The organism is Streptomyces sp. NPDC001093 (assembly GCF_040298985.1).
Taxonomy (GTDB): domain Bacteria; phylum Actinomycetota; class Actinomycetes; order Streptomycetales; family Streptomycetaceae; genus Streptomyces.
In genome coordinates, this window is sequence record NZ_JBEPBF010000122.1 from 1 (window position 1) to 23,764 (window position 23,764).

Sequence of the window (23,764 nt, forward strand, 5' to 3'; positions counted from 1 at the left end):
CGACGTCACGGGTGTCCCCGCGGCCCTCGCCATAGTGGGCCTCGCCGCGCTCGTCGCCGTCTTCGCCGTCCGACGGGCGGGCCGCCTGGTCGTCGCCGGACTGCTCGCCCTCTCCGGCGCCGGCATCGTGGCCGCCGCGCTCCTGGCCGCCTCCGACAGCTCCGCGCTGGACAAGAAGGCCGCCCAGGCGAGCGGCGACACCTCCGCCACCGTCGCCGCGCTCAGCCACACCGGCTGGCCCTATGTCGCGGCCGCGGGCGGCCTGCTGATCCTGCTGGCCGGTCTGCTGGCGCTGCGCTACGGCAGCCGGTGGCCCGCCATGTCCGGCCGCTACGAGCGCGGCGCCGACCGTCCGCGCCGCACGGCCCGCCCGGTCGACCCGGAACGTCCCGAGGAGATGTGGAAGGCCCTGGACCGGGGCGAGGACCCGACGGGAGCCTGACGCTCGCCGCGGGTGTGGCGAAACAGACGCCACCCCCACGTCCGGCACGCGCACCCGTACGGGACAATGGACGAAGAGCGTCCGGCTCGGACAGTGACGGGCGGGCTCGGAGCCGTACGACACGTACGCCGCTCTTCTGGGACACGTACACAGCAACGAGGAGCACAGACATGGCGGGCAGCAGCCACGGCCACGGTCACACCCCGGCCGCCTGGACCGGTGTCATCATTTCCTTCATCGGTTTCCTGGTCGCGGGCGCCTTCATGGTGATGGGCCAGCCGGTCGGCTTCTGGGCCGGCATGGCGCTCATCCTCGGTGGCGCGGTGGTCGGTGGCATCATGCGCGCCATGGGTCTCGGCAACACCCCGAAGCCCCTGAAGATGGTCGGCGCCCCCCTCACGACCGGTGAGCCGGCCGGCGCGGAGAGCTGAGCGCACACACCGTTTCCCGAGGGGCGGCCCGGCACCCGGAGAGGTGCGGGCCGCCCCTCGTGCTGTCCGGGAACGACTCCGGCAGCCGTGGGCGCGCGTGGTGCCCGCCCACCGGGGACAATGTTCATGTGAACGCCGAGAGCCGCGCGGTCGCGCCCACCGTCCCGTACCCGGCCGTGCCCTCCGGGCCGGCGTGGCGGCGGCTCGCCGTCCCCGTCGGGCTGTTCGCGGCCGTCGCCGGGGCCTTCGCGTACGTGGGCGCCGTCGACCCGAACGAACCCGGTCACTACCCCGTCTGCCCGCTGTACCGGCTCACCGGCCTGTACTGCCCGGGCTGCGGTGGACTGCGCAGCGCGCACGCCCTCGTCCACGGCGACCTCCTCACCGCGCTGCGGGACAACGCGCCGGGCGTGGCCGCCTGCCTGGGCTTCGCGGTGCTGTGGACCGTATGGGTGGTGCACGCCGTACGCGGCCGGCCGGTGCGGCTGGAGCCGCGGCCGGCGCACCTGTGGGCGATCGGCTCGTTGCTCCTCGTGTTCACCGCCGTCCGGAACCTGCCGTCGGGAGGCTGGCTGCATCCTTGATCACATCGGGAACGTCCAGGTAGTGGGACCGGCGTTCACCGGATGCGAGGGGTCCGCGCTGGGGCGGATACCATCGCAGTGACCACGGGTTTTCAGAACCTGAAGGAACCACCGTCTGAAAGGGGGCCGCTCGCGTGAGTGTGCTCGACGAGATCATCGACGGAGTCCGTGCCGACCTCGCGGAGCGGCAGGCACGCGTCAGCCTCGACGAGCTCAAGGAGCGCGCGGCCAAGGCTCCCGCCGCCAAGGACGGGGTGGCCGCGCTCAAGGGCGACGGCGTCAAGGTGATCTGCGAGGTCAAGCGCTCCAGCCCCTCCAAGGGCGCGTTGGCGGCGATCGCCGACCCGGCCGGGCTCGCCGCGGACTACGAGGCGGGCGGCGCGGCCGTCATCTCGGTCCTCACCGAACAGCGCCGCTTCGGCGGCTCGCTGGCCGACCTGGAGGCCGTTCGCGCGCGCGTGGACATCCCGGTGCTCCGCAAGGACTTCATCGTCACGTCGTACCAGCTGTGGGAGGCCCGGGCGTACGGCGCCGACCTCGCGCTGCTGATCGTGGCCGCCCTGGACCAGCCGGCCCTGGAGTCGCTGATCGAGCGCGCGGTGTCGATCGGGCTCACCCCGCTCGTCGAGGTGCACGACGAGGACGAGGTCGAGCGGGCCGTGGACGCGGGCGCCAAGGTCATCGGCGTCAACGCGCGCAACCTGAAGACGCTGGAGGTCGACCGCGGCACGTTCGAGCGGGTCGCGCCGGAGATCCCGGACCACATCGTCAAGGTCGCCGAATCGGGCGTCCGTGGCCCGCACGACCTGATCGCCTACGCCAACGCCGGCGCCGACGCGGTCCTGGTCGGCGAGTCCCTGGTCACCGGGCGGGACCCCAAGACCGCCGTGGCCGACCTGGTCGCCGCGGGTGAACATCCCGCGCTGCGGCACGGCCGGGGCTGATCACCCGGTAGGCTGATCCCGATGACTCTCACCGTGACGACCGTCGACCGGTACGCCCGCCTGGCGCGCGGCTGCCGCCCGAGGGGCTGCCGCGCCCCGGCGAGGCGTGTCCACGGTCGTCGCGTGCGTTACGTCATCGGTGACGAACCCGGGCAGGTGAACGGACGTCGATGGCAGCGCGCCCCAAAGGGGCGCGGGGCTGTATCCGACCATGCGACTCCGTCGCGTGGGCGCGACCAGCCACACACGGCCTGAGGTCGTACGACAAGCTCCGCCCCCACGGCGAATAGTGTCTTTCCACGCACTCACCGTGAGGTTCGGCATGCCCAGCAACTTCTTCTTCCCCGACCCACAGGGTCAAGTCCCCACGGCCGAAGGCTACTTCGGCGCGTTCGGCGGCAAGTTCATCCCGGAGGCCCTCGTCGCCGCCGTGGACGAGGTCGCCGTCGAGTACGACAAGGCCAAGCACGACCCCGAGTTCGCCCGGGAACTCGACGACCTGATGGTCAACTACACCGGCCGCCCCAGCTCCCTCACCGAGGTCCCGCGCTTTGCCGCGGAAGCGGGTGGCGCTCGCGTGTTCCTCAAGCGCGAGGACCTCAACCACACCGGCTCCCACAAGATCAACAACGTCCTCGGTCAGGCGCTGCTCACCAAGCGGATGGGCAAGACCCGGGTCATCGCCGAGACGGGCGCGGGCCAGCACGGCGTCGCGACCGCCACCGCCTGTGCCCTCTTCGGCCTCGACTGCACCATCTACATGGGCGAGGTCGACACCAGGCGCCAGGCGCTGAACGTGGCCCGCATGCGCATGCTCGGCGCCGAGGTCGTCTCCGTGAAGTCCGGCAGCCGCACCCTGAAGGACGCCATCAACGAGGCGTTCCGCGACTGGGTCGCGAACGTCGACCACACCCACTACCTGTTCGGTACGGTCGCCGGTCCGCACCCCTTCCCCGCCATGGTCCGCGACTTCCACCGGGTCATCGGCGTGGAGGCCCGCCGCCAGCTGCTGGAGCGCGCCGGGCGCCTCCCGGACGCCGCCGTCGCCTGCGTCGGCGGTGGCTCCAACGCCATCGGCCTCTTCCACGCCTTCATCCCCGACGAGGGCGTCCGGCTCATCGGCTGCGAGCCCGCCGGGCACGGCATCGAGACCGGCGAGCACGCGGCCACCCTGACCGCGGGCGAGCCGGGCATCCTGCACGGTTCCCGCTCGTACGTCCTGCAGGACGACGAGGGCCAGATCACCGAGCCGTACTCCATCTCGGCCGGTCTGGACTACCCGGGCATCGGCCCGGAGCACTCCTACCTCAAGGACTCCGGCCGCGGCGAGTACCGCGCCATCACCGACGACGCGGCCATGCAGGCGCTGCGTCTGCTGTCCCGCACCGAGGGCATCATCCCGGCCATCGAGAGCGCCCACGCCCTCGCCGGCGCCCTGGAGGTCGGCAGGGAACTGGGCAAGGACGGCCTCATCGTCGTCAACCTGTCCGGCCGCGGCGACAAGGACATGGACACCGCCGCCCGCTACTTCGGCCTGTACGACACCGACGCCGAGGTGGCCGCCGACGAAGCCGACACCGCCGAGATCGAGGGGGACGCCAAGTGAGCGGGGCTGCGTTGAACAGTACGAAGGGCCGGCTGCTGTCGGACACCCTGGCCACCGCCAAGGCCGAGGGCCGGTCCGCGCTCATCGCCTACCTCCCGGCCGGGTTCCCGACCGTGGACGGCGGCATCGAGGCGATCAAGGCCGTCTTCGACGGCGGGGCGGATGTCGTGGAGGTGGGCCTGCCGCACAGCGACCCCGTCCTCGACGGCCCGGTCATCCAGACCGCCGACGACATCGCCCTGCGCGGCGGGGTCAGGATCGCCGACGTGATGCGCACGGTCCGCGAGGCGTACGCGGCGACCGGCAAGCCCGTGCTCGTCATGACGTACTGGAACCCCATCGACCGCTACGGCGTCGAGCGGTTCACCGCCGAGCTCGCCGAGGCGGGCGGCGCGGGCTGCATCCTGCCCGACCTGCCCGTCCAGGAGTCGGCGCTGTGGCGGGAGCACGCCGAGAAGCACGGCCTCGCGACCGTCTTCGTCGTGGCGCCGAGCAGCAAGGACGAGCGGCTCGCCCAGATCACCGCGGCGGGCAGCGGTTTCGTCTACGCCGCCTCGCTGATGGGCGTCACCGGCACCCGCGAATCCGTCGGCGCGCAGGCCCAGGACCTGGTCGCCCGCACCCGCGCCACCGGCACCGAGCTGCCCGTCTGCGTCGGACTCGGCGTCTCCAACGGCGCCCAGGCCGCCGAGGTGGCCGGCTTCGCCGACGGCGTCATCGTCGGCTCGGCGTTCGTGAAGCGGATGCTCGACGCCCCGGACCACGCGGCCGGCGTGGCGGCGGTCCGCGAGCTGGCCGGAGAGCTGGCGAAGGGCGTGCGCGGCCAGGCGTGACGTCCATCACTGACCGTAGCCAGACGTAAGAATCGACTGCGGTCAGTCACAACGGACGATTCGGTCACTCGAACGGGTGGACCTGGGACCGGGGAGGCGCGCTGCGCCTCCCCGGTTCGTTCTGGGGGTGTGAGCGAGAAGAACCGTGACGGAAAGCGCACCGCCCGGGAGCGGCTGGCGGTCGAACGCGAGAAGCAGAAGGCCACGGAGAAGCGACGGCGCACGCTGATCGTGGCCGCGAGCATCGTCTGCATCCTGGGCCTCGCGGCGGTGATCGGCGTGATCGCCGCGAACGCCGGCAAGAACAAGGGCAGCAACAAGGCGGGCCCCGTCGTGGTGCCCTCGGGCGCGCAGGGCAAGGACAGCCTCGCGATCCCGGTCGGCAAGGACGGCGCGAAATCGACGCTCACCGTCTGGGAGGACGTCCGCTGCCCGGCCTGCCAGGCCTTCGAGATCGCCTACCGTCCGACGCTCCACCAGCTGGTCGACTCCGGCAAGCTCAGGATCGAGTACCACCTGGTCCGGCTGATCGACGGCAACCTCGGCGGCACCGGCTCCCTGCGCGGCGCCAATGCCGCGGCCTGCGCCCAGGACGCCGGAAAGTTCCGTGACTACCACGACGTGCTGTACGCGAACCAGCCCAAGGAGACCGACGACGCGTACAGCGACAACGCCAAGCTGATCGGCCTGGCCGGCAAGGTCGGCGGCCTGGACACCCCCGCCTTCCAGAAGTGCGTCAAGGACGGCACCCACGACAGCTGGGTGAACAAGGCCCACAAGGCCTTCCAGACCGGCGGCTTCAGCTCCACGCCCACGGTCCTGCTCGGCGGGAAGAACATCTACCAGGACCAGACCCTGACCCCGGCCAAGCTCAAGCAGATGGTGGAGGCGGCCGACCAGGGGTAAGGATCTTCCTTGCGCGACCGCTTTTCCCCCGCCCCCGTTATGGACCCGTAGCCGGGCCGCTTGCCGTCCCCACGGCCCGGCACGGTAGCGTCGGACTTGCCATGGAACTTGCCTACATTCCCAGCCCGTCGCGCGGGGTGCTGTATCTCGGCCCCATCCCGCTGCGCGGCTACGCCTTCTGCATCATCATCGGCGTCTTCGTCGCCGTCTGGCTCGGCAACAAGCGCTGGATCGCCCGCGGCGGGCGAGCCGGCACGGTCGCCGACATCGCGGTCTGGGCGGTGCCCTTCGGCCTGGTCGGCGGTCGGCTCTACCACGTGATCACGGACTACGAGCTGTACTTCAGCCCGGGCCGTGACTGGGTGGACGCCTTCAAGGTGTGGCAGGGCGGCCTGGGCATCTGGGGCGCGATCGCGCTCGGCGCGCTCGGCGCGTGGATCGGCGCGCGCCGCCGGGGCATCCCGATGCCGGCGTACGCCGACGCCGTCGCGCCCGGCATCGCCTTCGCGCAGGCCATCGGCCGCTGGGGCAACTGGTTCAACCAGGAGCTGTACGGCCGGGAGACGCATGTTCCCTGGGCCCTGCACATCACCTCCTCCGAGGGCGGCCGGGTGCCGGGCTACTACCACCCGACCTTCCTGTACGAGTCCCTGTGGTGCGTCGGCGTGGCGCTCCTGGTCATCTGGGCCGACCGCCGCTTCCGGCTGGGCCATGGCCGGGCCTTCGCCCTGTACGTCGCCGCCTACTGCGTGGGCCGCGGGTGGATCGAGTACATGCGCGTGGACGACGCGCACCACATCCTGGGCCTGCGCCTGAACGACTGGACCGCGCTGATCGTCTTCCTGCTGGCGGTGACGTACATCGTGGTGTCGTCGAAGAAGCGGCCCGGTCGTGAGGCCGTCGTCGAGCCCGGTGTCTCCGACGGTTCGGCCGACGGTACGGAAGGTGCCGAGGAGGCCGAGGACAAGGCCGAGCCGGAGGCCGTGGAAGCCGCGGAAGCCGTGGAGGCCAAGGACGACGCCGAGTCGGCGACCAAGAAGAGCTGAGGGCTGGTTCTACGGCACCGAGGGCGCCCGGAGTTCTTTCCGGGCGCCCTCGGCGTGCGGCGGAGAAAACCGGTTCCTGCACGCCAGCGACACGGTTCGCCGGGCCATGGCCACCGCCGCCGCGTCGATGAAGCGGCCGTCGGGGAGGGCCTGGGCACCTTCGCGCGCGGCCGCTGCCGTGAGGATCGTCTCCGCGTGTTCGATCTCCGCCGGGGTGGGCAGGTAGGCCCGTTCGATCACCGGCAGCTGGCGGGGGTGGATGGCGGCGCGGCCCAGGAAGCCGAGGGAGCGGCCGTGGGCGCAGGAGGCGGCGAGGCCGTCCAGATCGCGGATGTCGGGGTGGACCGACTGGGGCGGTGGGGCGAGGCCGGCCGCTCGGGCGGCGACGATCACCCGGGAGCGCGGCCAGTCGAGGCCCGCGTCGGCCCGCACTCCCAGGTCGGCCCGCAGGTCCGCCTCGCCGAGGGCGATGCCCCGCAGGGCGGGGTGGGCGGTGGCGATGGCGTAGGCGTGCTCGATCCCGAGGGCCGTCTCCAGCAGGGCGTACAGCGGCACGGGGGTGGCCGCGGCGACCTGGCCGATCTCGGCCGGACCGGTCACCTTGGGCAGCCGCAGGCCCGCCAGGCCGGGGAGCGCGGCCAGGGCGGCCAGGTCGCCGGCGGACCAGGGGCTGTCCAGTGCGTTGACGCGGACGTGGACCGGGACCGGCGGGGGCCCGGTGAGCAGCTCGGCCGTGGCCGCGCGGGCGTACTCCTTGCGGTCCGGCGCGACCGCGTCCTCCAGGTCGATCACCACCACGTCGGCGCCCGCGGCCAGCGCCTTGGCCACCACGGGCGGGCGGTCGCCCGGGACGTACAGCCAGGTGAGCGGGTGGGTGGTCACAGGGCGCCCTCCTCGCGCAGGGCGCGCAGCTCGGCCGGGGTGAGGCCCAGCTCGGTGAGCACGGCCTCGGTGTCGGCGCCGTGCGGGCGGCCCGCCCAGCGGATCGCGCCGGGCGTCGCGGAGAGCCGGAAGAGGACGTTCTGCATGCGCAGCGGGCCCAGCTCGGGGTCGTCGACGGTGGTGACCGTGTGCAGCGCCTGGTACTGGGGGTCGGCCAGGACGTCGCGGACGTCCTGGACCGGGGCCACCGCCGCCTCCGCCTTCTCGAAGGCCGCGAGCACCTCGGCGCGGCTGCGGACGGCGATCCACGAACCGACCGCCCGGTCCAGGACGTCGGCGTGGGCGGCGCGGTCGGCGCCGGTGGCGAACCACGGCTCCTCGATCAGCTCCGGGCACCCCACCAGGCGCATCACCCGCTCCGCGACCGACTGCGCCGAGGTGGAGACGGCGACCCAGTGTCCGTCGGCGGTGCGGTAGGTGTTGCGCGGGGCGTTGTTGGCGGAGCGGTTGCCGGTGCGTTCCTGGACGTGGCCGAGCTGGTCGTACCAGGTGACGTGGGGGCCGAGCACCGACAGGATCGGCTCGGTGATCGCCATGTCGACGACCTGCCCGGCGCCGGTGCGCCCCCGTGCGGCCAGCGCGGTGAGCACGGCGTAGGCGGTCGCCAGGCCCGCGACCGAGTCCGCGAGCCCGAAGGGCGGGAGCGTGGGCGGCGCGTCCGGCTCGCCGGTGATCGCGGCGAAGCCGCTCATGGCCTCGGCGAGCGTGCCGAAGCCGGGGCGGTGCGCGTACGGCCCGAACTGGCCGAAGGCCGTCACCCGGGCGAGGACCAGCCGGGGGTTGGCGGCCGCCAGCTCCGCCCAGCCCAGGCTCCACCTCTCCAGGGTGCCCGGGCGGAAGTTCTCGATCACGACGTCGGCGGTGGCGGCGAGCCGGAGCAGAGTGGCACGGCCGCCGGGCGTGGACAGGTCCAGGGTGATGGTCCGCTTGTTGCGGCCGAGCACCTTCCACCACAGGCCGACGCCGTGCTTGGCCGGGCCGTGCCCGCGGGAGGGGTCGGGCCGCCGCGGATGCTCGACCTTGATCACCTCGGCGCCGAAGTCACCGAGCAGCGTGGCGGCCATGGGGCCCGCGAACAGGGTCGCCAGGTCCAGCACCCGCAGACCGGCCAGGGGCGGGGTCGTCGTACTCATGCGGTGAACTGGGCGTCGATCTCCGGGCGGTACGGCATCGACGCCGACGCCCCGGCCCGCTGGACGGAGATCGCCGCGGCGGCCGCCGCCCAGGACAGGGCCTCCCGCACCGGCTTCTCCTCGGCGAGGGCCACCGTGAGCGCGCCGACGAAGGTGTCACCGGCGCCCGTGGAGTCGACGGCGGTCACCTTCGGTGCCGGGATCACCAGCGGGTCGGTGCCCCGGGCCAGGTAGAGGCTGCCCGTGGCGCCCAGGGTGACGACGACCTCCGGCACCAGCTCCAGCAGGGCGTGGGCGGCCTCGCGCGGGTCGGTGCGGCCGGTGAGGGTGACCGCCTCGTACTCGTTGGGCACCAACAGGTCGGTGGCGGCGAGGAGTTCGGGCGGCAGTGGCTGGGCGGGCGACGGGGTGAGCACGGTGCGGATCCCGTGCCGGCGCGCCGCCTGCGCGCCCGCGACGACCGCGGCCGGCGGGATCTCCAGCTGCAGCAGCAGGGCGTCGGCGGAGGCGATCAGGCCCTCGTCGCCGGGGGAGAGGTGGTCGACGGTGCCGTTCGCGCCGGGGATGACGACGATGGAGTTGGCGCCCTCGTCGTCCACCACGATGTGCGCGGTGCCGGACGGGCCCTCGACCGTCCGCAGGAAGTCGGTGTCCACACCCGAGTGTTCGAGGGTGTCGCGCAGCCGCAGGCCGAAGGCGTCGTTGCCGACCGCGCCGATCATCGAGACGGTGGCGCCCGCGCGGGCCGCGGCGATCGCCTGGTTGGACCCCTTGCCGCCGGGGATCGTGTGGAACTCCCGCCCCGTCACCGTCTCGCCGCGCTGCGGGGCCTTCGCGACATAGGCGACGAGGTCCATGTTGGTGCTGCCGAGGACGACGATGTGGGTCATGGGCGGGTCGCCTCCAGGTGGGTGAGATGGGCGAGGGTGTCGAAGCCGGTGCCGTCGAAGTCGGCGACGGTGGTGGCGAGCCGGTTCTTCAGCGGGGCCCGCCAGTGGCCGGGGAGCGCGGTGGGGTCGCCCGCGAGCAGCCCCGCGATGCTGCCGGCCGTGGCGCCGTTGGAGTCGGTGTCCAGGCCGCCCGCCACCGCACGGCAGACGGAGCCGGTGAAGTCGCCGTCCGCGTGGGTGAGGGCGGCGGTGAGCAGGGCGGTGTTGGGGATCGCGTGCACCCAGTGGTGGGCGGGGCAGTAGCGGGCGTGGAGCTCGTCCACGACGTCGTCGAAGTCCCCGTGCTGATCGGCCAGCCGGACCGCGTGGTCGATCGCCCCCGCGAGCCGGGAGCGGGGCGGGATGACCCGGCGGCCGGCGCGCAGGCAGGCGTGGACGTCCTGGCCCCCGGTGGCGGCGGTGGCGATGACGGCGGCCGTGAACATCGCCGCGTAGACGCCGTTGGCGGTGTGGGTGAGGACCGCGTCGCGGTGTGCCTGTTCGGCGGCGGCGGCCGGGTCGCCGGGGTTGGTCCAGCCGTGCACATCGGCGCGGATCCGGGCGCCGATCCACTCGCGGAAGGGGTTGCGGTGGCGGGCGGTGTGCGGGGGTTCGATGCCGGTGAGGAGGTTGCGGCAGGCGACGCGTTCGGCGGTGAAGGTGCGGCCGGGCGGGAGTTCGTCCAGCCAGAGCCGGGCCACGTCCGCGGTGCTGAAGGTTCTTCCGTGACGGCGGAGGAGCAGGAGGTTCAGGAGGGGGTAGTCGAGATCGTCGTCCTCCGGCATGCCGTCGATGTTCTCGGCGAGGGAGGTGGGGGCCGAGCGACGGTTCCAGGGGTGCTCGGTGAGGAGCTCCTCCGGGACGCCGTGGGCTGTGAAGTACGTGCCGAGGGGCCAGTTGCCGGCTGCCCGGGCGAGGGCGCGGATGCCGTCGAGGGGGAGCTTTTCGACGGGTTTGCCGAGGAGACAGCCGATGGCCCGGCCGAGCCAGGCGGCTTCGAGGGCTTCCCGAGCCGGTGCCGGCCGGGTGTGGGTCGCGCTCGCCCGCGCCGGCGCGTCCGGCCAGTCCGGGCACAGGGACTTGATGCGGGCCAGGTCGGTCGGCTCGTCGTGGGACAGGCCGCTGGGGAGGTCGGCCAGCTCGTCCAGGAGATCCTCTGCCAGGAGGCGCAGATACCGTGAGACGCCGTGCGCGGACGCGCCCGCCCGGTCCGGCGCGTCCGGGCCGCCCGCGGCCCGCCAGCGCGCCTCGATCGCCGACGGTTCCCGTCCGTCCAGCCGGGCCTGGCGGAGCTCGTGGCCGAGCAGGTCCTCCGGCTGGACCCAGGTCAGTCGGAGCATGCGGTGCCTCCGAGGGCCGTGAACGCCCGCTCGTGGGCGCGCCGCCGGCGCACGTCCCGCCGGAAGACCTCCCGCGCGACCTCGGCGAGCGTGCGGGCCGGCTCCCACAGGTCCAGCCGGCTGGCCTCCGCCACCGTCTTCGCCCAGTCCTCCGGGACGGGCGAGCCCAGGGCACCCGTCAGGGCACCGGCCATCGTCGCGATCGAGTCGCAGTCGCGGCCGTAGTTGACCGCGCCGAGCACGGCGTGCCGGTAGTCGCCGCCCGAGACCAGCACCATGCCGAGGGCGATGGGCAGTTCCTCGATCGCGTGCAGCCGGGAGGGACGGCGGGCGGCGAGCGAAGGGGCGCGGTAGTCCGGGCCGACGGTGTCGTACGGGGCCACCGCCGCGCGCAGCGGCCGTAGCGCCGTCTCGAAGTCGCTGTGGCCGCGGGCCACTTCGCAGACCTTCTCGATCGCCTCGCGCGTGCCGTCCTTCGCCAGGGCCAGGCACGCGGTGACGACCGAGTCCGGGGTCGCGCCCGGGGTCGCGGCGGCGGCGACGGCCGCGGCGAGGACACCGGCCGCCTCGCGGCCGTACGACGACTGGTGCGCACCGGCGATGTCCAGCGCCTCGGCGTAGGCGGCGGCCGGGTTGGCCGCGTTGACCAGGCCGACGGGGGCCATGTACATCGCCGCGCCGCAGTTGACGATGTTGCCGACGCCCGCCTCCCGGGGGTCGGCGTGACCGTAGGAGAGCCGCGCCACGAGCCACTTCTCGGCGAGGAAGAGGCGGTGCAGCGGCAGGGTCTCGGTCTCCAGCTCCGGGATCCAGCGCGGGTTCGTCATCAGGTCCGGGACCAGGTGGTCGGCCACGGCGTACGCGTCGAGGTGGTCGCGGACGCGGGCGTAGACCCGGACCAGCGCATGGGTCATCAGGGTGTCGTCGGTGACGTGGCCGTCGCCCTTGTGGTACGGGGCGAGGGGGCGGGCGGTGCGCCAGGCGTCGCCGTGCCAGGGGCCGACGATGCCGTGGACGCGGCCGCCGTGGCGCTCGGTGATCTGGTCGGGGGAGTACCCCTCGACCGGGCCGCCGAGGGCGTCGCCGACGGCGGCTCCGACGAGGGCGCCGGTGATCCGGTCCTCGAGCCCGAGCAGGGGTGATCGGCCGCTTTCTTGTTCTTTGAGTCCTTTGGACTCCTTGGGCGTCATGCCCCGAATCATCCTCCTGGGCGGGCCGGTTGTGCGGCTTCCAGGAGTCCGGCGAGTTCCACCAGGTCGGTGTCGGCGAGGCGGGGCAGGGCGCAGCCGGACAGGGTGCGGCAGGCGTCCCGCCAGGTCTGCGGGATGGCCGCGCCGCCGCCGAGGGCTCCGGTGAGGGCGCCCGCGAGGGCGGGGGCGGAGTCGGCGACCCGGGACAGACAGGCGGCGGCGGGTACGGCCTCGGCGATACGGCCGTGGGCGGCGGTGGCGAGGGCGAGGGCGACCGGAACGGTCTCGGCGGCGGCGATGCCGTAGCTGTAGACGTGGTCCACGATCTGGTGCTCGAGCAGCGGGACGAGGGCGAATGCGGAGTCGCTGTCCGCGGCGAGGGCGAGCGCGTGACGGGCGTTGCGGCCGATCTCGGTGCCGGGCGGGAGTTCGGCGAGCGCGGCGGTCACGCAGGTGTGCGTCTGCGCGCCGGTGAGGGCGAGCGCGAGCGCGGCGGCCATGGCACGGGCGCCGTGCACGCCATCGCCGTCCTGGGTGTAGCGGGCGTCGAACTCGGCGAGGGCGGCGGCGCGTTCGGGGTCGCCGGGGTGGGCGACGGCGAGGACGCAGGCGCGGACGCAGGCGGCGTCGTCGAAGTAGTGCGGGTTGTCGTGGCCGGTGGCGGGCGGGCGCAGGCCGGTGGCGAGGTTGCCGAGGCCCGCGCGGACGGAGATGCGGGCGCGCAGGGGGAGCACGGCGGACTCGATCTCGGGGGCGCGGTCCGCCGCGGCGGCGACCTCCGCGGCCACGGCGGTCCAGGTGAGGTCGATGGCGGCGCGGGTACGGCGCTCCCGGCCGAGGTCGCCGAGGGCGTCGTCGTCGCCGGCCCGCAGGACCGCCTCCGCGGCGAAGGCCGCCCATTCGGCGTCGTCCGAGGGGCCGAGCCGGAGGGGTTCGGGGGGTTGGTTGAGGGCGATCGGTACCGGGAGGGTGGTGGTGGCGTTCTGCTCGGCGAAGGTGTCCAGTTCGCGGGTGAGGCGGCGGGTCCACTCGGGCATACGGCCGGCCCGGTGCCGTGCTGCCGGCCAGCCGGCGGCGTCGCCCGCGGCGAGGCCGAGCAGCAGCCCCTCGATCCGGTGCTCTGTCATGACTGACCCTCGCCATCCGGGTGCCCGGAGTTCCCCGCCCCAACCAGGGGGCTCCGCCCCCTGCCCCCCGTCTCGCCCACGGGCACCTCCGCCGGTACCCCGTCCTGCGACTCCCCGGGAAGCACCTCTGCAAGGGCCCCTGCAAGCGTCCCTGGCAGGACCGCCCCCACCCCCCACTTACCGTCCTCCCCCGGGACCAGCAGCTCGGCCACGTCCAGGACGTGGTGGCCCGCCATGGACGGCAGGCAGCGGCCGCGGGCGGGGCCGATGGGGCCGGCCCAGTGGGCGGGGATCGTGGAGATGCCGTGGGTCGCGCCGGACAGGGCGCCGGCCACCGCCGCCGTCGTGTCGGCGTCGCGGCCCATGTTGACGGCCGTCAGGACGGCCTGGACGAAGTCGCCGTCGGCCGCCGCGTACGCGCCGAAGGCCAGGGCGACCGCCTCGGGAGCCAGGTCGGTCCAGGGATAGCCGCCGATGACGACCGCGGAGCGGACCGCGCGTTCGCCGCGGTGGGCGACGGCCACCGCCCGGCGCAGGGAGCGCGCCGTCCAGGAGTCCTCGGGGATCACCGCGAGGGCAGAGGCGATCACCACCGGGACCGGGGCGCCCGTCATCGCCGCCGCCACCGCTGCCGCGACCGCCTGGCCGCCGTAGATGCCCTCGCCCTCGTGGCTCACCGAACCGTCGATCGCCACCAGGCGGGCCGCTTCGGCGGGGCGGCCGGCGGCGAAGACGCCGAAGGGGGCCGCCCGCATGGCCAGACCGTCGCTCCAGGCGTGCCGGTGCTGGGCCGAGATGGGGGCGGCGAGGCCCCGGCGCAGGTTCTCCAGGGTGCCGCGCTCGCTGAAGCCGGCGCCCCGGAAGGGACCCTCGGCCCGGTCGGCGATCCACTCGTGCCAGGCCGCCTCCACATGTGCCGGGGTGAGTGCCGACCCGTGACGGGCGAGCAGCAGGCCCGAGAAGATCGCGTACTCCGTGTCGTCCGTGCCGCACGGGGTCTCGGCCACGTATCCCGTGATGCGGCCCCAACGAGCGCGGATCTCGGACGGCTTGAGGTTCTCCGCGGGCGCTCCCAGCGCGTCCCCGACGGCCAGGCCGAGCAGCGCGCCGCGGGCCCTCTCGCGGAGCCCGACGGCGCCGTCGGGCGCCGGAACCGGGGGAGTGCAGGCGATCGATGCCATGGGCGGACTCCTTCGGGGCCGGGAACGCGCTTTGCGGATGTGTGCCACGGGGCGCGCCCCGGCGAGCCTCCGGGCCTCGAAGTCACCCGCTTGGCAACTGAGCAAGATCATGCACGGATGAGCAAAGCGGGTAAAGGTGCAGGTTAGCCGAGCCTTTCCTTGCTGGCGGGAGAGGAGGAAGGGGCGTAGGTTCAGTGGTGTCGAAAAGTAGAACTCGTCCAAAGTTAGCTTTGGCTAAGCTATCCGGGGGGCCCGCATGGCCATCATCGAGACCCAGGCCGCGCTGCACGAAGCGCACCGCGACAACCACACGCACCGCGATGTCAACGGCGGCTGGCTGCGTCCCGCCGTCTTCGGCGCCATGGACGGACTCGTCTCCAACCTCGCCCTGATGACCGGTGTGGCCGGCGGATCCGTGAGCCAGCAGACCATTGTCATCACCGGGCTCGCCGGGCTGGCGGCGGGTGCCTTCTCCATGGCGGCCGGCGAGTACACGTCGGTGGCCTCCCAGCGGGAGCTGGTCGAGGCCGAGCTCGATGTCGAGCGCCGTGAGCTGCGCAAGCACCCCCAGGACGAGGAGGACGAGCTCGCGGCGCTGTACGTCGCCCGGGGTGTGGAGCCCGACCTGGCCCGGGAGGTCGCGCGGCAGCTGTCCAGGGATCCCGAGCAGGCCCTGGAGATCCACGCCCGCGAGGAGCTGGGCATCGACCCCGGCGATCTGCCCTCGCCGCTGGTCGCCGCCGTCTCCTCCTTCGGGTCCTTCGCCCTCGGCGCCCTGCTGCCCGTGCTGCCGTTCCTGCTCGGCGCGAGCGCGCTGTGGCCCACCGTGCTGCTGGCCCTCGCCGGGCTCTTCGGGTGCGGTGCCGTGGTGGCCAAGGTGACCGCGCGGAGCTGGTGGTACAGCGGCCTCAGGCAGCTCGCGCTGGGCGGCGCGGCCGCCGGTGTGACATACGCCCTGGGTACCCTGTTCGGAACGGCCGTAGGATAGCGCCGCCGGTACTTATGCGTTGGGCCGCATAAGTAGCCGAGAAAGCCCGTTACTCGCTGGTTTCGACCGTGTGACCACCGGGCATGAGCCGTAAGCGCTGTGGGCAATGACGCCTGCCGCACCCCGCGGGGTGAGTGAAGACGCTCCCCCCGCCCCCCGCCGGGCCGCCGGACACCGATCCGACCGATCACGTCCGTCCGGTCCCCCTCACACGTTCGCCGCCACCGCGCGGCATCCGGGCCGTCACGCGCGGTCCCGCCGCGATCGCGCGGCACCCTGCCGCGATCACGCGGCGACCGCCGCCATGAACGGCACTCCGCCGCCCCGCGCGGCACCCCGCCGCCACCGTGCGGCGTCTGCGCCACGGACCCCGTGGCGTCCGCATGTTGGAACGGCCTATCCGGTTCCCGAGAACCGTCCCATCATGTAACCTGCACGAAATTTTGAGATCACGCAGAGGGCCAACGTCGTCCCTCGGCACTTGCCACATGCCTCATGACGACGACGGGAGAGCCGATGCGTACGCCGCGCCAGCCGTCCCAGCACTCTGCGAATGGCCAGAACTGGTCGTTCATGGATGCTCGCCCTGCTGCGCAGGGTATGTACGACCCCCGCAACGAACACGACGCCTGCGGCGTCGGTTTCGTCGCCACCCTCACCGGCGAGGCGTCCCACACGCTGGTCGAGCAGGCACTCACCGTCCTGCGCAACCTGGAGCACCGCGGTGCCACCGGCTCCGAGCCCGACTCGGGCGACGGCGCCGGCATCCTCTCCCAGGTGCCCGACGCCTTCTTCCGTGAGGTGGCCGGATTCGACCTTCCCGCGGCGGGCTCCTACGCGGTAGGCATCGCCTTCCTGCCGGAGGAGGGGATCGCGGACGCCGTCTCGAAGATCGAGACGATCGCCGACGAGGAGGGCCTCACCGTCCTCGGCTGGCGCGAGGTCCCGGTCGCGCCCGAGCTGCTCGGCGCCACCGCCCGCTCCACCATGCCGGCCTTCCGGCAGATCTTCGTCGCCGACGGCGCCGGCGAGGGCATCGCGCTGGACCGCAAGGCCTTCGTGCTGCGCAAGCGCGCCGAGCGCGAGACCGGTGTCTACTTCCCGTCGCTCTCCGCGCGCACCATCGTCTACAAGGGCATGCTGACCACCGGCCAGCTGGAGCCCTTCTTCCCGGACCTGTCCGACCGCCGGTTCGCCTCCGCGATCGCGCTCGTGCACTCCCGGTTCTCCACCAACACCTTCCCGTCGTGGCCGCTCGCCCACCCGTACCGCTTCGTCGCGCACAACGGCGAGATCAACACGGTCAAGGGCAACCGCAACTGGATGCGCGCCCGCGAGTCCCAGCTGGTCTCCGACCTGTTCGGGCCGCAGGAGAAGCTGGAGCGGATCTTCCCGGTCTGCACGCCGGACGCCTCCGACTCCGCCTCCTTCGACGAGGTGCTGGAGCTGCTGCACCTGGGCGGCCGCTCGCTGCCGCACTCCGTGCTGATGATGATCCCGGAGGCGTGGGAGAACCACGACTCGATGGACCCGGCCCGGCGTGCCTTCTACCAGTTCCACTCCACGATGATGGAGCCCTGGGACGGCCCCGCCTGCGTCACCTTCACCGACGGCACCCAGGTCGGCGCCGTGCTCGACCGCAACGGCCTGCGCCCCGGCCGCTACTGGGTCACCGACGACGGCCTCGTCGTCCTCGGCTCCGAGGTCGGCGTCCTCGACATCGACCCGGCCAAGGTCGTCCGCAAGGGCCGGCTGCAGCCCGGCAGGATGTTCCTCGTCGACACCGCCGAGCACCGCATCATCGAGGACGACGAGATCAAGGCGGCCCTCGCCGCCGAGAAGCCGTACGCCGAGTGGCTGGAGGCCGGCGAGATCGAGCTGGGCGACCTGCCCGAGCGCGAGCACATCGTCCACACCCACGCCTCGGTCACCCGCCGCCAGCAGACCTTCGGCTACACCGAGGAGGAGCTGCGCGTCATCCTCGCGCCGATGGCCCGCACCGGCGCCGAGCCGATCGGCTCCATGGGCACCGACTCGCCGATCGCGGCCCTGTCCGAGCGCCCGCGCCTGCTCTTCGACTACTTCACCCAGCTGTTCGCGCAGGTCACCAACCCGCCGCTGGACGCGATCCGCGAGGAGCTGGTCACCTCCCTGCGCTCGTCGCTGGGCCCGGAGGGCAACCTGCTCGACCCGACGGCCGCCTCCTGCCGCTCGGTCACCCTGCCCTTCCCGGTGATCGACAACGACGAGCTGGCCAAGCTCATCCACATCAACGCCGACGGCGACATGCCCGGCTTCAAGGCCGCGACCCTGTCCGGCCTGTACCGGGTCTCCGGCGGCGGTGACGCCCTCGCCGCGCGCATCGCGGAGATCTGCGCCGAGGCCGACGCCGCCATCGACAACGGCGCCCGCCTGATCGTCCTGTCGGACCGCCACTCCGACGCCGAGCACGCGCCGATCCCGTCGCTGCTGCTCACCGCGGCCGTCCACCACCACCTCATCCGCACCAAGCAGCGCACCCACGTGGGCCTGCTGGTCGAGGCCGGCGACGTCCGCGAGGTCCACCACGTCGCCCTGCTGATCGGCTACGGCGCCGCCGCCGTCAACCCGTACCTGGCGATGGAGTCGGTCGAGGACCTGCTGCGCGCCGGGACCTTCCTGAACGGCCTGGAGCCGGAGAAGGCCATCAAGAACCTGATCTACGCCCTCGGCAAGGGCGTGCTGAAGGTCATGTCCAAGATGGGCATCTCCACCGTCGCCTCCTACCGCGGCGCCCAGGTCTTCGAGGCCGTCGGCCTGGACGAGGCCTTCGTCGAGAAGTACTTCAACGGCACCACCACCAAGATCGGCGGCGTCGGCATCGACGTCATCGCCAAGGAGGTCGCCGCCCGCCACGCCAAGGCCTACCCGGCCTCCGGCATCGCCCCGGCGCACCGCGCGCTGGAGATCGGCGGCGAGTACCAGTGGCGCCGCGAGGGCGAGCCGCACCTGTTCGACCCGGAGACGGTCTTCCGCCTGCAGCACTCCACCCGCTCGGGCCGGTACGACATCTTCAAGAAGTACACGTCCCGTGTGAACGAGCAGTCCGAGCGCCTGATGACGCTGCGCGGCCTGTTCGGTTTCAAGTCCGACCGGCAGCCGATCTCCATCGACGAGGTCGAGCCCGTGAGCGAGATCGTCAAGCGGTTCTCGACGGGCGCCATGTCGTACGGCTCCATCTCCAAGGAGGCGCACGAGACCCTCGCCATCGCCATGAACCAGCTGGGCGGCAAGTCCAACACCGGTGAGGGCGGCGAGGACCCGGAGCGCCTGTACGACCCCGCGCGCCGATCGGCGATCAAGCAGGTCGCCTCCGGCCGCTTCGGTGTCACCTCCGAGTACCTGGTCAACGCGGACGACATCCAGATCAAGATGGCCCAGGGCGCCAAGCCCGGCGAGGGCGGCCAGCTGCCCGGCCACAAGGTCTACCCGTGGGTGGCCAAGACCCGTCACTCGACGCCGGGTGTCGGCCTGATCTCCCCGCCGCCGCACCACGACATCTACTCCATCGAGGACCTGGCCCAGCTGATCCACGACCTCAAGAACGCCAACCCCGCGGCACGTATCCACGTGAAGCTGGTGTCGGAGGTCGGCGTCGGCACGGTCGCCGCGGGTGTCTCCAAGGCGCACGCGGACGTGGTCCTGATCTCCGGTCACGACGGCGGTACGGGTGCCTCCCCGCTGACCTCGCTGAAGCACGCGGGCGGCCCCTGGGAGCTCGGCCTCGCCGAGACCCAGCAGACCCTGCTGCTCAACGGCCTGCGCGACCGCATCGTCGTCCAGACCGACGGCCAGCTGAAGACCGGCCGTGACGTGGTCATCGCCGCGCTGCTCGGCGCCGAGGAGTTCGGTTTCGCCACCGCGCCGCTCGTCGTCTCCGGCTGCGTCATGATGCGCGTCTGCCACCTGGACACCTGCCCGGTCGGCATCGCCACCCAGAACCCGGTCCTGCGCGAACGCTTCGCCGGCAAGGCCGAGTACGTGGTGAACTTCTTCCAGTTCATCGCCGAGGAGGTCCGCGAGCTGCTGGCCGAGCTGGGCTTCCGCTCCATCGAGGAGGCCGTCGGCCACGCCGAGATGCTGGACGTCGAGCGCGCTGTCGACCACTGGAAGGCGCAGGGCCTGGACCTGGAGCCGCTGTTCCACGTGCCCGACCTGCCCGAGGGCGCGGTGCGCCACCGGCTGATCGAGCAGGACCACGGCCTGGAGAAGGCCCTGGACAACGAGCTGATCAAGCTCGCCGCCGACGCCCTGGCCGCGAACGACGCGACCGAGGCCCAGCCGGTGCGCGCCCAGGTCGCCATCCGCAACATCAACCGCACGGTCGGCACCATGCTCGGCCACGAGGTGACGAAGAAGTTCGGCGGTGCGGGCCTGCCCGACGACACCATCGACATCACCTTCACCGGCTCCGCCGGCCAGTCCTTCGGCGCCTTCCTGCCGCGCGGCGTCACGCTGCGCCTGGAGGGCGACGCCAACGACTATGTCGGCAAGGGCCTCTCCGGCGGCCGTGTGATCGTCCGCCCGGACCGGGCCGCCGACCACCTCGCCGAGTACTCGACCATCGCGGGCAACACCATCGCCTACGGCGCCACCGGCGGCGAGCTGTTCCTGCGCGGCCGTACCGGTGAGCGGTTCTGCGTGCGCAACTCCGGCGCGCTGGTCGTCTCCGAGGGCGTGGGCGACCACGGCTGCGAGTACATGACCGGCGGTCGCGCCGTGGTCCTCGGCCCGACCGGCCGCAACTTCGCGGCGGGCATGTCCGGTGGCATCGCCTACGTCATCGACCTCGACCGCGACAACGTCAACGCCGGTAACGCCGGGTCGGTCGAGGTGCTGGACGAGGCGGACAAGCAGTGGCTGCACGACGTGGTGCGCCGCCACGCCGAGGAGACCGGCTCCACGGTCGCCGAGAAGCTGCTCGCCGACTGGGACCGGGCCGCGGCGCGGTTCAGCAAGATCATCCCCAGCACGTACAAGGCAGTGCTCGCCGCCAAGGACGCCGCCGAGCGAGCCGGTCTCTCCGAGACCGAGATCACCGAGAAGATGATGGAGGCGGCGACCAATGGCTGATCCGAAGGGCTTCCTGAACCACGGCCGCGAGGTCGCCAAGACCCGTCCCGTCGGTGAGCGCGTCAAGGACTGGAACGAGGTCTACGTCCCCGGCTCCCTGCTGCCGATCATCAGCAAGCAGGCCAGCCGGTGCATGGACTGCGGCATCCCGTTCTGCCACAACGGCTGTCCGCTGGGGAACCTGATCCCCGAGTGGAACGACTACGCCTACCGCGAGGACTGGGCCGCGGCCCAGGAGCGGCTGCACGCGACCAACAACTTCCCGGAGTTCACCGGTCGCCTCTGCCCGGCCCCCTGCGAGTCGGCGTGCGTGCTCGGCATCAACCAGCCGCCGGTCACCATCAAGAACGTCGAGGTCTCGATCATCGACAAGGCGTGGGAGACCGGGGACGTCGCCCCGCAGATCCCGGAGCGCCTGTCCGGCAAGACGGTCGCGGTCATCGGCTCGGGCCCGTCGGGTCTCGCCGCCGCCCAGCAGCTGACCCGGGCCGGCCACACGGTCGCCGTCTACGAGCGCGCGGACCGCATCGGAGGCCTCCTGCGGTACGGCATCCCCGAGTTCAAGATGGAGAAGCGGCACATCAACCGCCGTATCGAGCAGATGCGCGCGGAGGGCACCCGCTTCCGCACCGGCGTCGAGATCGGCCGCGACATCAACGCCCGCGACCTGAAGAAGCGCTACGACGCGATCGTCATCGCCGCCGGCGCCACCACCGCCCGTGACCTGCCCGTCCCCGGACGCGAGCTCAAGGGCATCTACCAGGCGATGGAGTACCTGCCGCTGGCCAACAAGGTCCAGGAGGGCGACTACGTCACCGCGCCGGTCTCGGCCGAGGGCAAGCACGTCGTCGTCATCGGCGGCGGTGACACGGGCGCGGACTGCGTGGGCACCGCCCACCGCCAGGGCGCGGCCTCCGTCACCCAGCTGGAGATCATGCCCCGCCCGAACGACGAGCGGCACCCGACCAACCAGCCCTGGCCGACCTTCCCGATCCTGTACAAGGTCACCTCGGCCCACGAGGAGGGCGGCGAGCGGATCTACTCCGCCTCCACCACCCACTTCGAGGGCGACGAGGACGGCAACGTCCAGTGGCTGCACCTGGCCGAGGTCGAGTTCGTCGACGGCAAGCTGACCTCCAAGCCGGGCACCGAGCGCAAGATCCCCGCCCAGCTGGTCACCCTCGCCATGGGCTTCACCGGCACCGACCGGGAGAACGGCCTGGTGGAGCAGTTCGGCCTGGACCTCGACGAACGCGGTAACATCGCCCGCGACGCCGACTTCCAGACCAACGTGCCGGGTGTGTTCGTCGCCGGTGACGCCGGCCGCGGCCAGTCCCTCATCGTGTGGGCGATCGCGGAGGGCCGTTCGGCCGCCCGCGGTGTCGACCGGTTCCTGACCGGTGCCAGCGACCTGCCGGCCCCGATCCGTCCGACCGACCGCGCCCTGGCGGTCTGACGGCACCCCGAAGAACGTCCCGTACAACGGCGTACGGAACACCGAACGACGCCTGCCCTGTCCCCGACCGGACGCCTGGGCAGGCGTCGTTGCCTTTCCCGCGCGCTCTCCGGGCCCGGTCCGCCTCGAACAGGCCCTTCACGCAGTCCAGTGATCACATAAGCTGCCCGGAAAGCCGAAGGGGGACCATGGCCGCGATCAGTCTCAGCAAGATGGCGGAGACCGCGCCCGCGCTGGTCGGCGCCTACAGGTCCGCCGGGGTCTCGCTCACCAAGCACGGCCTGGACGGGCTGCGCGCCGCCGTCTACCTGGTGGTCGACCACTCCGGCTCGATGAAGCCGTACTACGCGGACGGCAGCGTGCAGGCGCTCGCCGACCGGGTGCTGGGCCTGTCCGCGCACCTGGACGACGACGGCCGGGTGCCGGTCGTGTTCTTCTCCACGGACGTCGACGCGGTCGCCAGCATCGCCCTCGGCGACCACGAGGGCAGCGTCGAGCGGATCGTGGCCGGGCTCGGGCACATGGGCAGGACCAGCTATCACCTGGCCATGGATGCCGTCATCGACCACTACCTGGACAGCGGCGCCACCGACCCCGCCCTGGTCGTCTTCCAGACCGACGGCGGCCCGATCAGCAAGCCCGCCGCCGAACGCTATCTGTGCAAGGCGGCGAGGCTCCCCCTGTTCTGGCAGTTCGTCGGCTTCGGCGACCCGGGCAGCCGGCAGTTCGAGTTCCTGCGGAAGCTGGACGAGCTGGCCGTGCCGGACAAGCGGATCGTGGACAACGCCGGCTTCTTCCACGCCGGACAGGACCCGCGGCGCGTCTCCGACGCCGAGCTGTACGACCGGCTCGTCGGCGAGTTCCCGAAGTGGCTGGCCGCCGCGCGCGCCGCGGGCGTCGTACGGATTCCCTAACAAGCGTTTGAAACAATGGGTGTCGTGCCGACCAAGAAGAAGCCCCAGGTGACCGTCGCGGCGCCCCGGCGCGGTGAACTCCTCGGCATCGCCGCCGAGGTCTTCGCCGAGCACGGGTACAACGCCACCACCGTCCGCAGGATCGCCGACCACGCCGGGATGCTCGCGGGCAGCCTGTACTACCACTTCGACTCCAAGGAGTCGATGCTCGAGGAGATCCTGAGGACCTTCCTCGACGAGCTGTGGGACGGCTACGACACCGTCCTCGCCTCCGGCCTCGGGCCCCGCGAGACGCTTCAGGCGCTGGTCACCGAGTCCTTCCGGGAGATCGACCGGCACCGCGCGGCCGTCGCGATCTACCAGAAGGAGAGCAGGCAGCTCGTCGCCCAGGAGCGGTTCGCCTTCCTCGCCGAGTCACAGGTGCGGTTCGAGAAGGCCTGGCTCGGCACGCTGGAACGCGGGGTCGCCGAGCACGTCTTCCGCGCCGACCTCGACGTCCGCCTCACCTACCGGTTCGTGCGCGACACCGTGTGGGTCGCCGCCTCCTGGTACCGGCCCGGCGGCGGGCACAGCCCCGAGGAGATCGCCCGCCAGTATCTGTCGATGCTGCTGGACGGGATCGCCGTACGCGCCTAGATCCCTCTGCGTTCAGCCGGTCCG

At 72.5% G+C, this 23,764-nt stretch carries 21 protein-coding genes; 14 read left to right on the forward strand and 7 right to left on the reverse strand.

The annotated features are described in order from the left end of the window. The 9 genes from ABT288_RS39180 to lgt form a co-directional block, all read left to right on the forward strand. The coding region (locus ABT288_RS39180; protein ID WP_351618554.1) for a TIGR02234 family membrane protein at positions 1-442 on the forward strand (442 nt) is incomplete at its 5' end. Between the two features lie 170 nt (positions 443-612). After that, positions 613-873 (forward strand): HGxxPAAW family protein, encoded by a 261-nt coding sequence (locus ABT288_RS39185; protein WP_351618557.1) that lies wholly within the window; start codon positions 613-615, stop codon positions 871-873. A 176-nt stretch (positions 874-1,049) separates the two neighbouring features. Beyond that, complete coding sequence (locus ABT288_RS39190) at positions 1,050-1,457, forward strand: DUF2752 domain-containing protein (RefSeq protein WP_351618626.1); 408 nt, start codon at positions 1,050-1,052, stop codon at positions 1,455-1,457. A 134-nt stretch (positions 1,458-1,591) separates the two neighbouring features. After that, positions 1,592-2,401 (forward strand): indole-3-glycerol phosphate synthase TrpC, encoded by an 810-nt coding sequence (trpC, locus tag ABT288_RS39195; protein ID WP_351618560.1) that lies wholly within the window; start codon positions 1,592-1,594, stop codon positions 2,399-2,401. A gap of 21 nt (positions 2,402-2,422) precedes the next feature. Then, on the forward strand, positions 2,423-2,656 hold the full coding sequence (gene trpM, locus ABT288_RS50375) for a tryptophan biosynthesis modulator TrpM (RefSeq protein WP_451334679.1): 234 nt from the start codon (positions 2,423-2,425) through the stop codon (positions 2,654-2,656). A 67-nt stretch (positions 2,657-2,723) separates the two neighbouring features. Then, positions 2,724-4,007, forward strand: coding sequence for a tryptophan synthase subunit beta (gene trpB, locus ABT288_RS39200; protein ID WP_351618563.1), 1,284 nt, complete (start codon positions 2,724-2,726; stop codon positions 4,005-4,007). 11 nt (positions 4,008-4,018) lie between these two features. Continuing rightward, positions 4,019-4,840 carry a tryptophan synthase subunit alpha gene (gene trpA, locus ABT288_RS39205; protein WP_351618566.1) on the forward strand — a complete coding sequence of 274 codons (822 nt, stop codon included), beginning with the start codon at positions 4,019-4,021 and terminating at the stop codon, positions 4,838-4,840. 129 nt (positions 4,841-4,969) lie between these two features. Then, entirely contained in the window at positions 4,970-5,746 is a 777-nt protein-coding gene (locus ABT288_RS39210) for a DsbA family protein (RefSeq protein WP_351618569.1), read from the forward strand. 101 nt (positions 5,747-5,847) lie between these two features. After that, on the forward strand, positions 5,848-6,792 hold the full coding sequence (gene lgt / locus ABT288_RS39215) for a prolipoprotein diacylglyceryl transferase (protein ID WP_351618572.1): 945 nt from the start codon (positions 5,848-5,850) through the stop codon (positions 6,790-6,792). Positions 6,793-6,801: 9 nt separating this feature from the next. Here the strand turns inward: lgt and ABT288_RS39220 are convergent, their stop codons facing one another. From ABT288_RS39220 to ABT288_RS39250, 7 genes are read right to left on the reverse strand one after another with little or no spacing between them, the layout of a single operon-like run. Beyond that, positions 6,802-7,674: an HpcH/HpaI aldolase/citrate lyase family protein gene (locus ABT288_RS39220; RefSeq protein WP_351618575.1), complete on the reverse strand. Its 873-nt coding sequence runs from the start codon at positions 7,672-7,674 to the stop codon at positions 6,802-6,804. Next, entirely contained in the window at positions 7,671-8,867 is a 1,197-nt protein-coding gene (locus ABT288_RS39225) for a CaiB/BaiF CoA transferase family protein (protein WP_351618577.1), read from the reverse strand. The genes ABT288_RS39220 and ABT288_RS39225 overlap by 4 nt, the downstream gene beginning before the upstream one ends. Beyond that, entirely contained in the window at positions 8,864-9,757 is an 894-nt protein-coding gene (rbsK, locus tag ABT288_RS39230; protein ID WP_351618580.1) for a ribokinase, read from the reverse strand. The genes ABT288_RS39225 and rbsK overlap by 4 nt, the downstream gene beginning before the upstream one ends. Beyond that, complete coding sequence (locus ABT288_RS39235) at positions 9,754-11,136, reverse strand: ADP-ribosylglycohydrolase family protein (protein WP_351618583.1); 1,383 nt, start codon at positions 11,134-11,136, stop codon at positions 9,754-9,756. Before ABT288_RS39235 ends, rbsK begins: the two co-directional genes overlap by 4 nt. Next, positions 11,124-12,326 (reverse strand): ADP-ribosylglycohydrolase family protein, encoded by a 1,203-nt coding sequence (locus ABT288_RS39240; RefSeq protein WP_351618586.1) that lies wholly within the window; start codon positions 12,324-12,326, stop codon positions 11,124-11,126. The genes ABT288_RS39235 and ABT288_RS39240 overlap by 13 nt, the downstream gene beginning before the upstream one ends. Positions 12,327-12,334: 8 nt before the next feature. After that, on the reverse strand, positions 12,335-13,453 hold the full coding sequence (locus ABT288_RS39245; RefSeq protein ID WP_351618589.1) for an ADP-ribosylglycohydrolase family protein: 1,119 nt from the start codon (positions 13,451-13,453) through the stop codon (positions 12,335-12,337). Beyond that, positions 13,450-14,634 (reverse strand): ADP-ribosylglycohydrolase family protein, encoded by a 1,185-nt coding sequence (locus tag ABT288_RS39250; protein ID WP_351618592.1) that lies wholly within the window; start codon positions 14,632-14,634, stop codon positions 13,450-13,452. The genes ABT288_RS39245 and ABT288_RS39250 overlap by 4 nt, the downstream gene beginning before the upstream one ends. Positions 14,635-14,890: 256 nt before the next feature. On the opposite strand from ABT288_RS39250, the gene ABT288_RS39255 reads away from it, so the two are divergent. From ABT288_RS39255 to ABT288_RS39275, 5 genes are all read left to right on the forward strand, one after another. Beyond that, the gene (locus tag ABT288_RS39255) at positions 14,891-15,622 is read left to right on the forward strand and encodes a VIT1/CCC1 transporter family protein (RefSeq protein ID WP_351618595.1); all 732 of its coding nucleotides are present in this window, start codon (positions 14,891-14,893) and stop codon (positions 15,620-15,622) included. 600 nt (positions 15,623-16,222) lie between these two features. Continuing rightward, the gene (gene gltB / locus ABT288_RS39260; protein WP_502972941.1) at positions 16,223-20,734 is read left to right on the forward strand and encodes a glutamate synthase large subunit; all 4,512 of its coding nucleotides are present in this window, start codon (positions 16,223-16,225) and stop codon (positions 20,732-20,734) included. Further along, complete coding sequence (locus tag ABT288_RS39265; protein WP_351618600.1) at positions 20,727-22,190, forward strand: glutamate synthase subunit beta; 1,464 nt, start codon at positions 20,727-20,729, stop codon at positions 22,188-22,190. Before gltB ends, ABT288_RS39265 begins: the two co-directional genes overlap by 8 nt. A 188-nt stretch (positions 22,191-22,378) precedes the next feature. After that, entirely contained in the window at positions 22,379-23,104 is a 726-nt protein-coding gene (locus ABT288_RS39270; RefSeq protein ID WP_351618603.1) for a VWA domain-containing protein, read from the forward strand. Positions 23,105-23,128: 24 nt separating this feature from the next. Next, complete coding sequence (locus ABT288_RS39275) at positions 23,129-23,740, forward strand: TetR/AcrR family transcriptional regulator (protein WP_351618606.1); 612 nt, start codon at positions 23,129-23,131, stop codon at positions 23,738-23,740. Positions 23,741-23,764 lie beyond the last annotated feature (24 nt).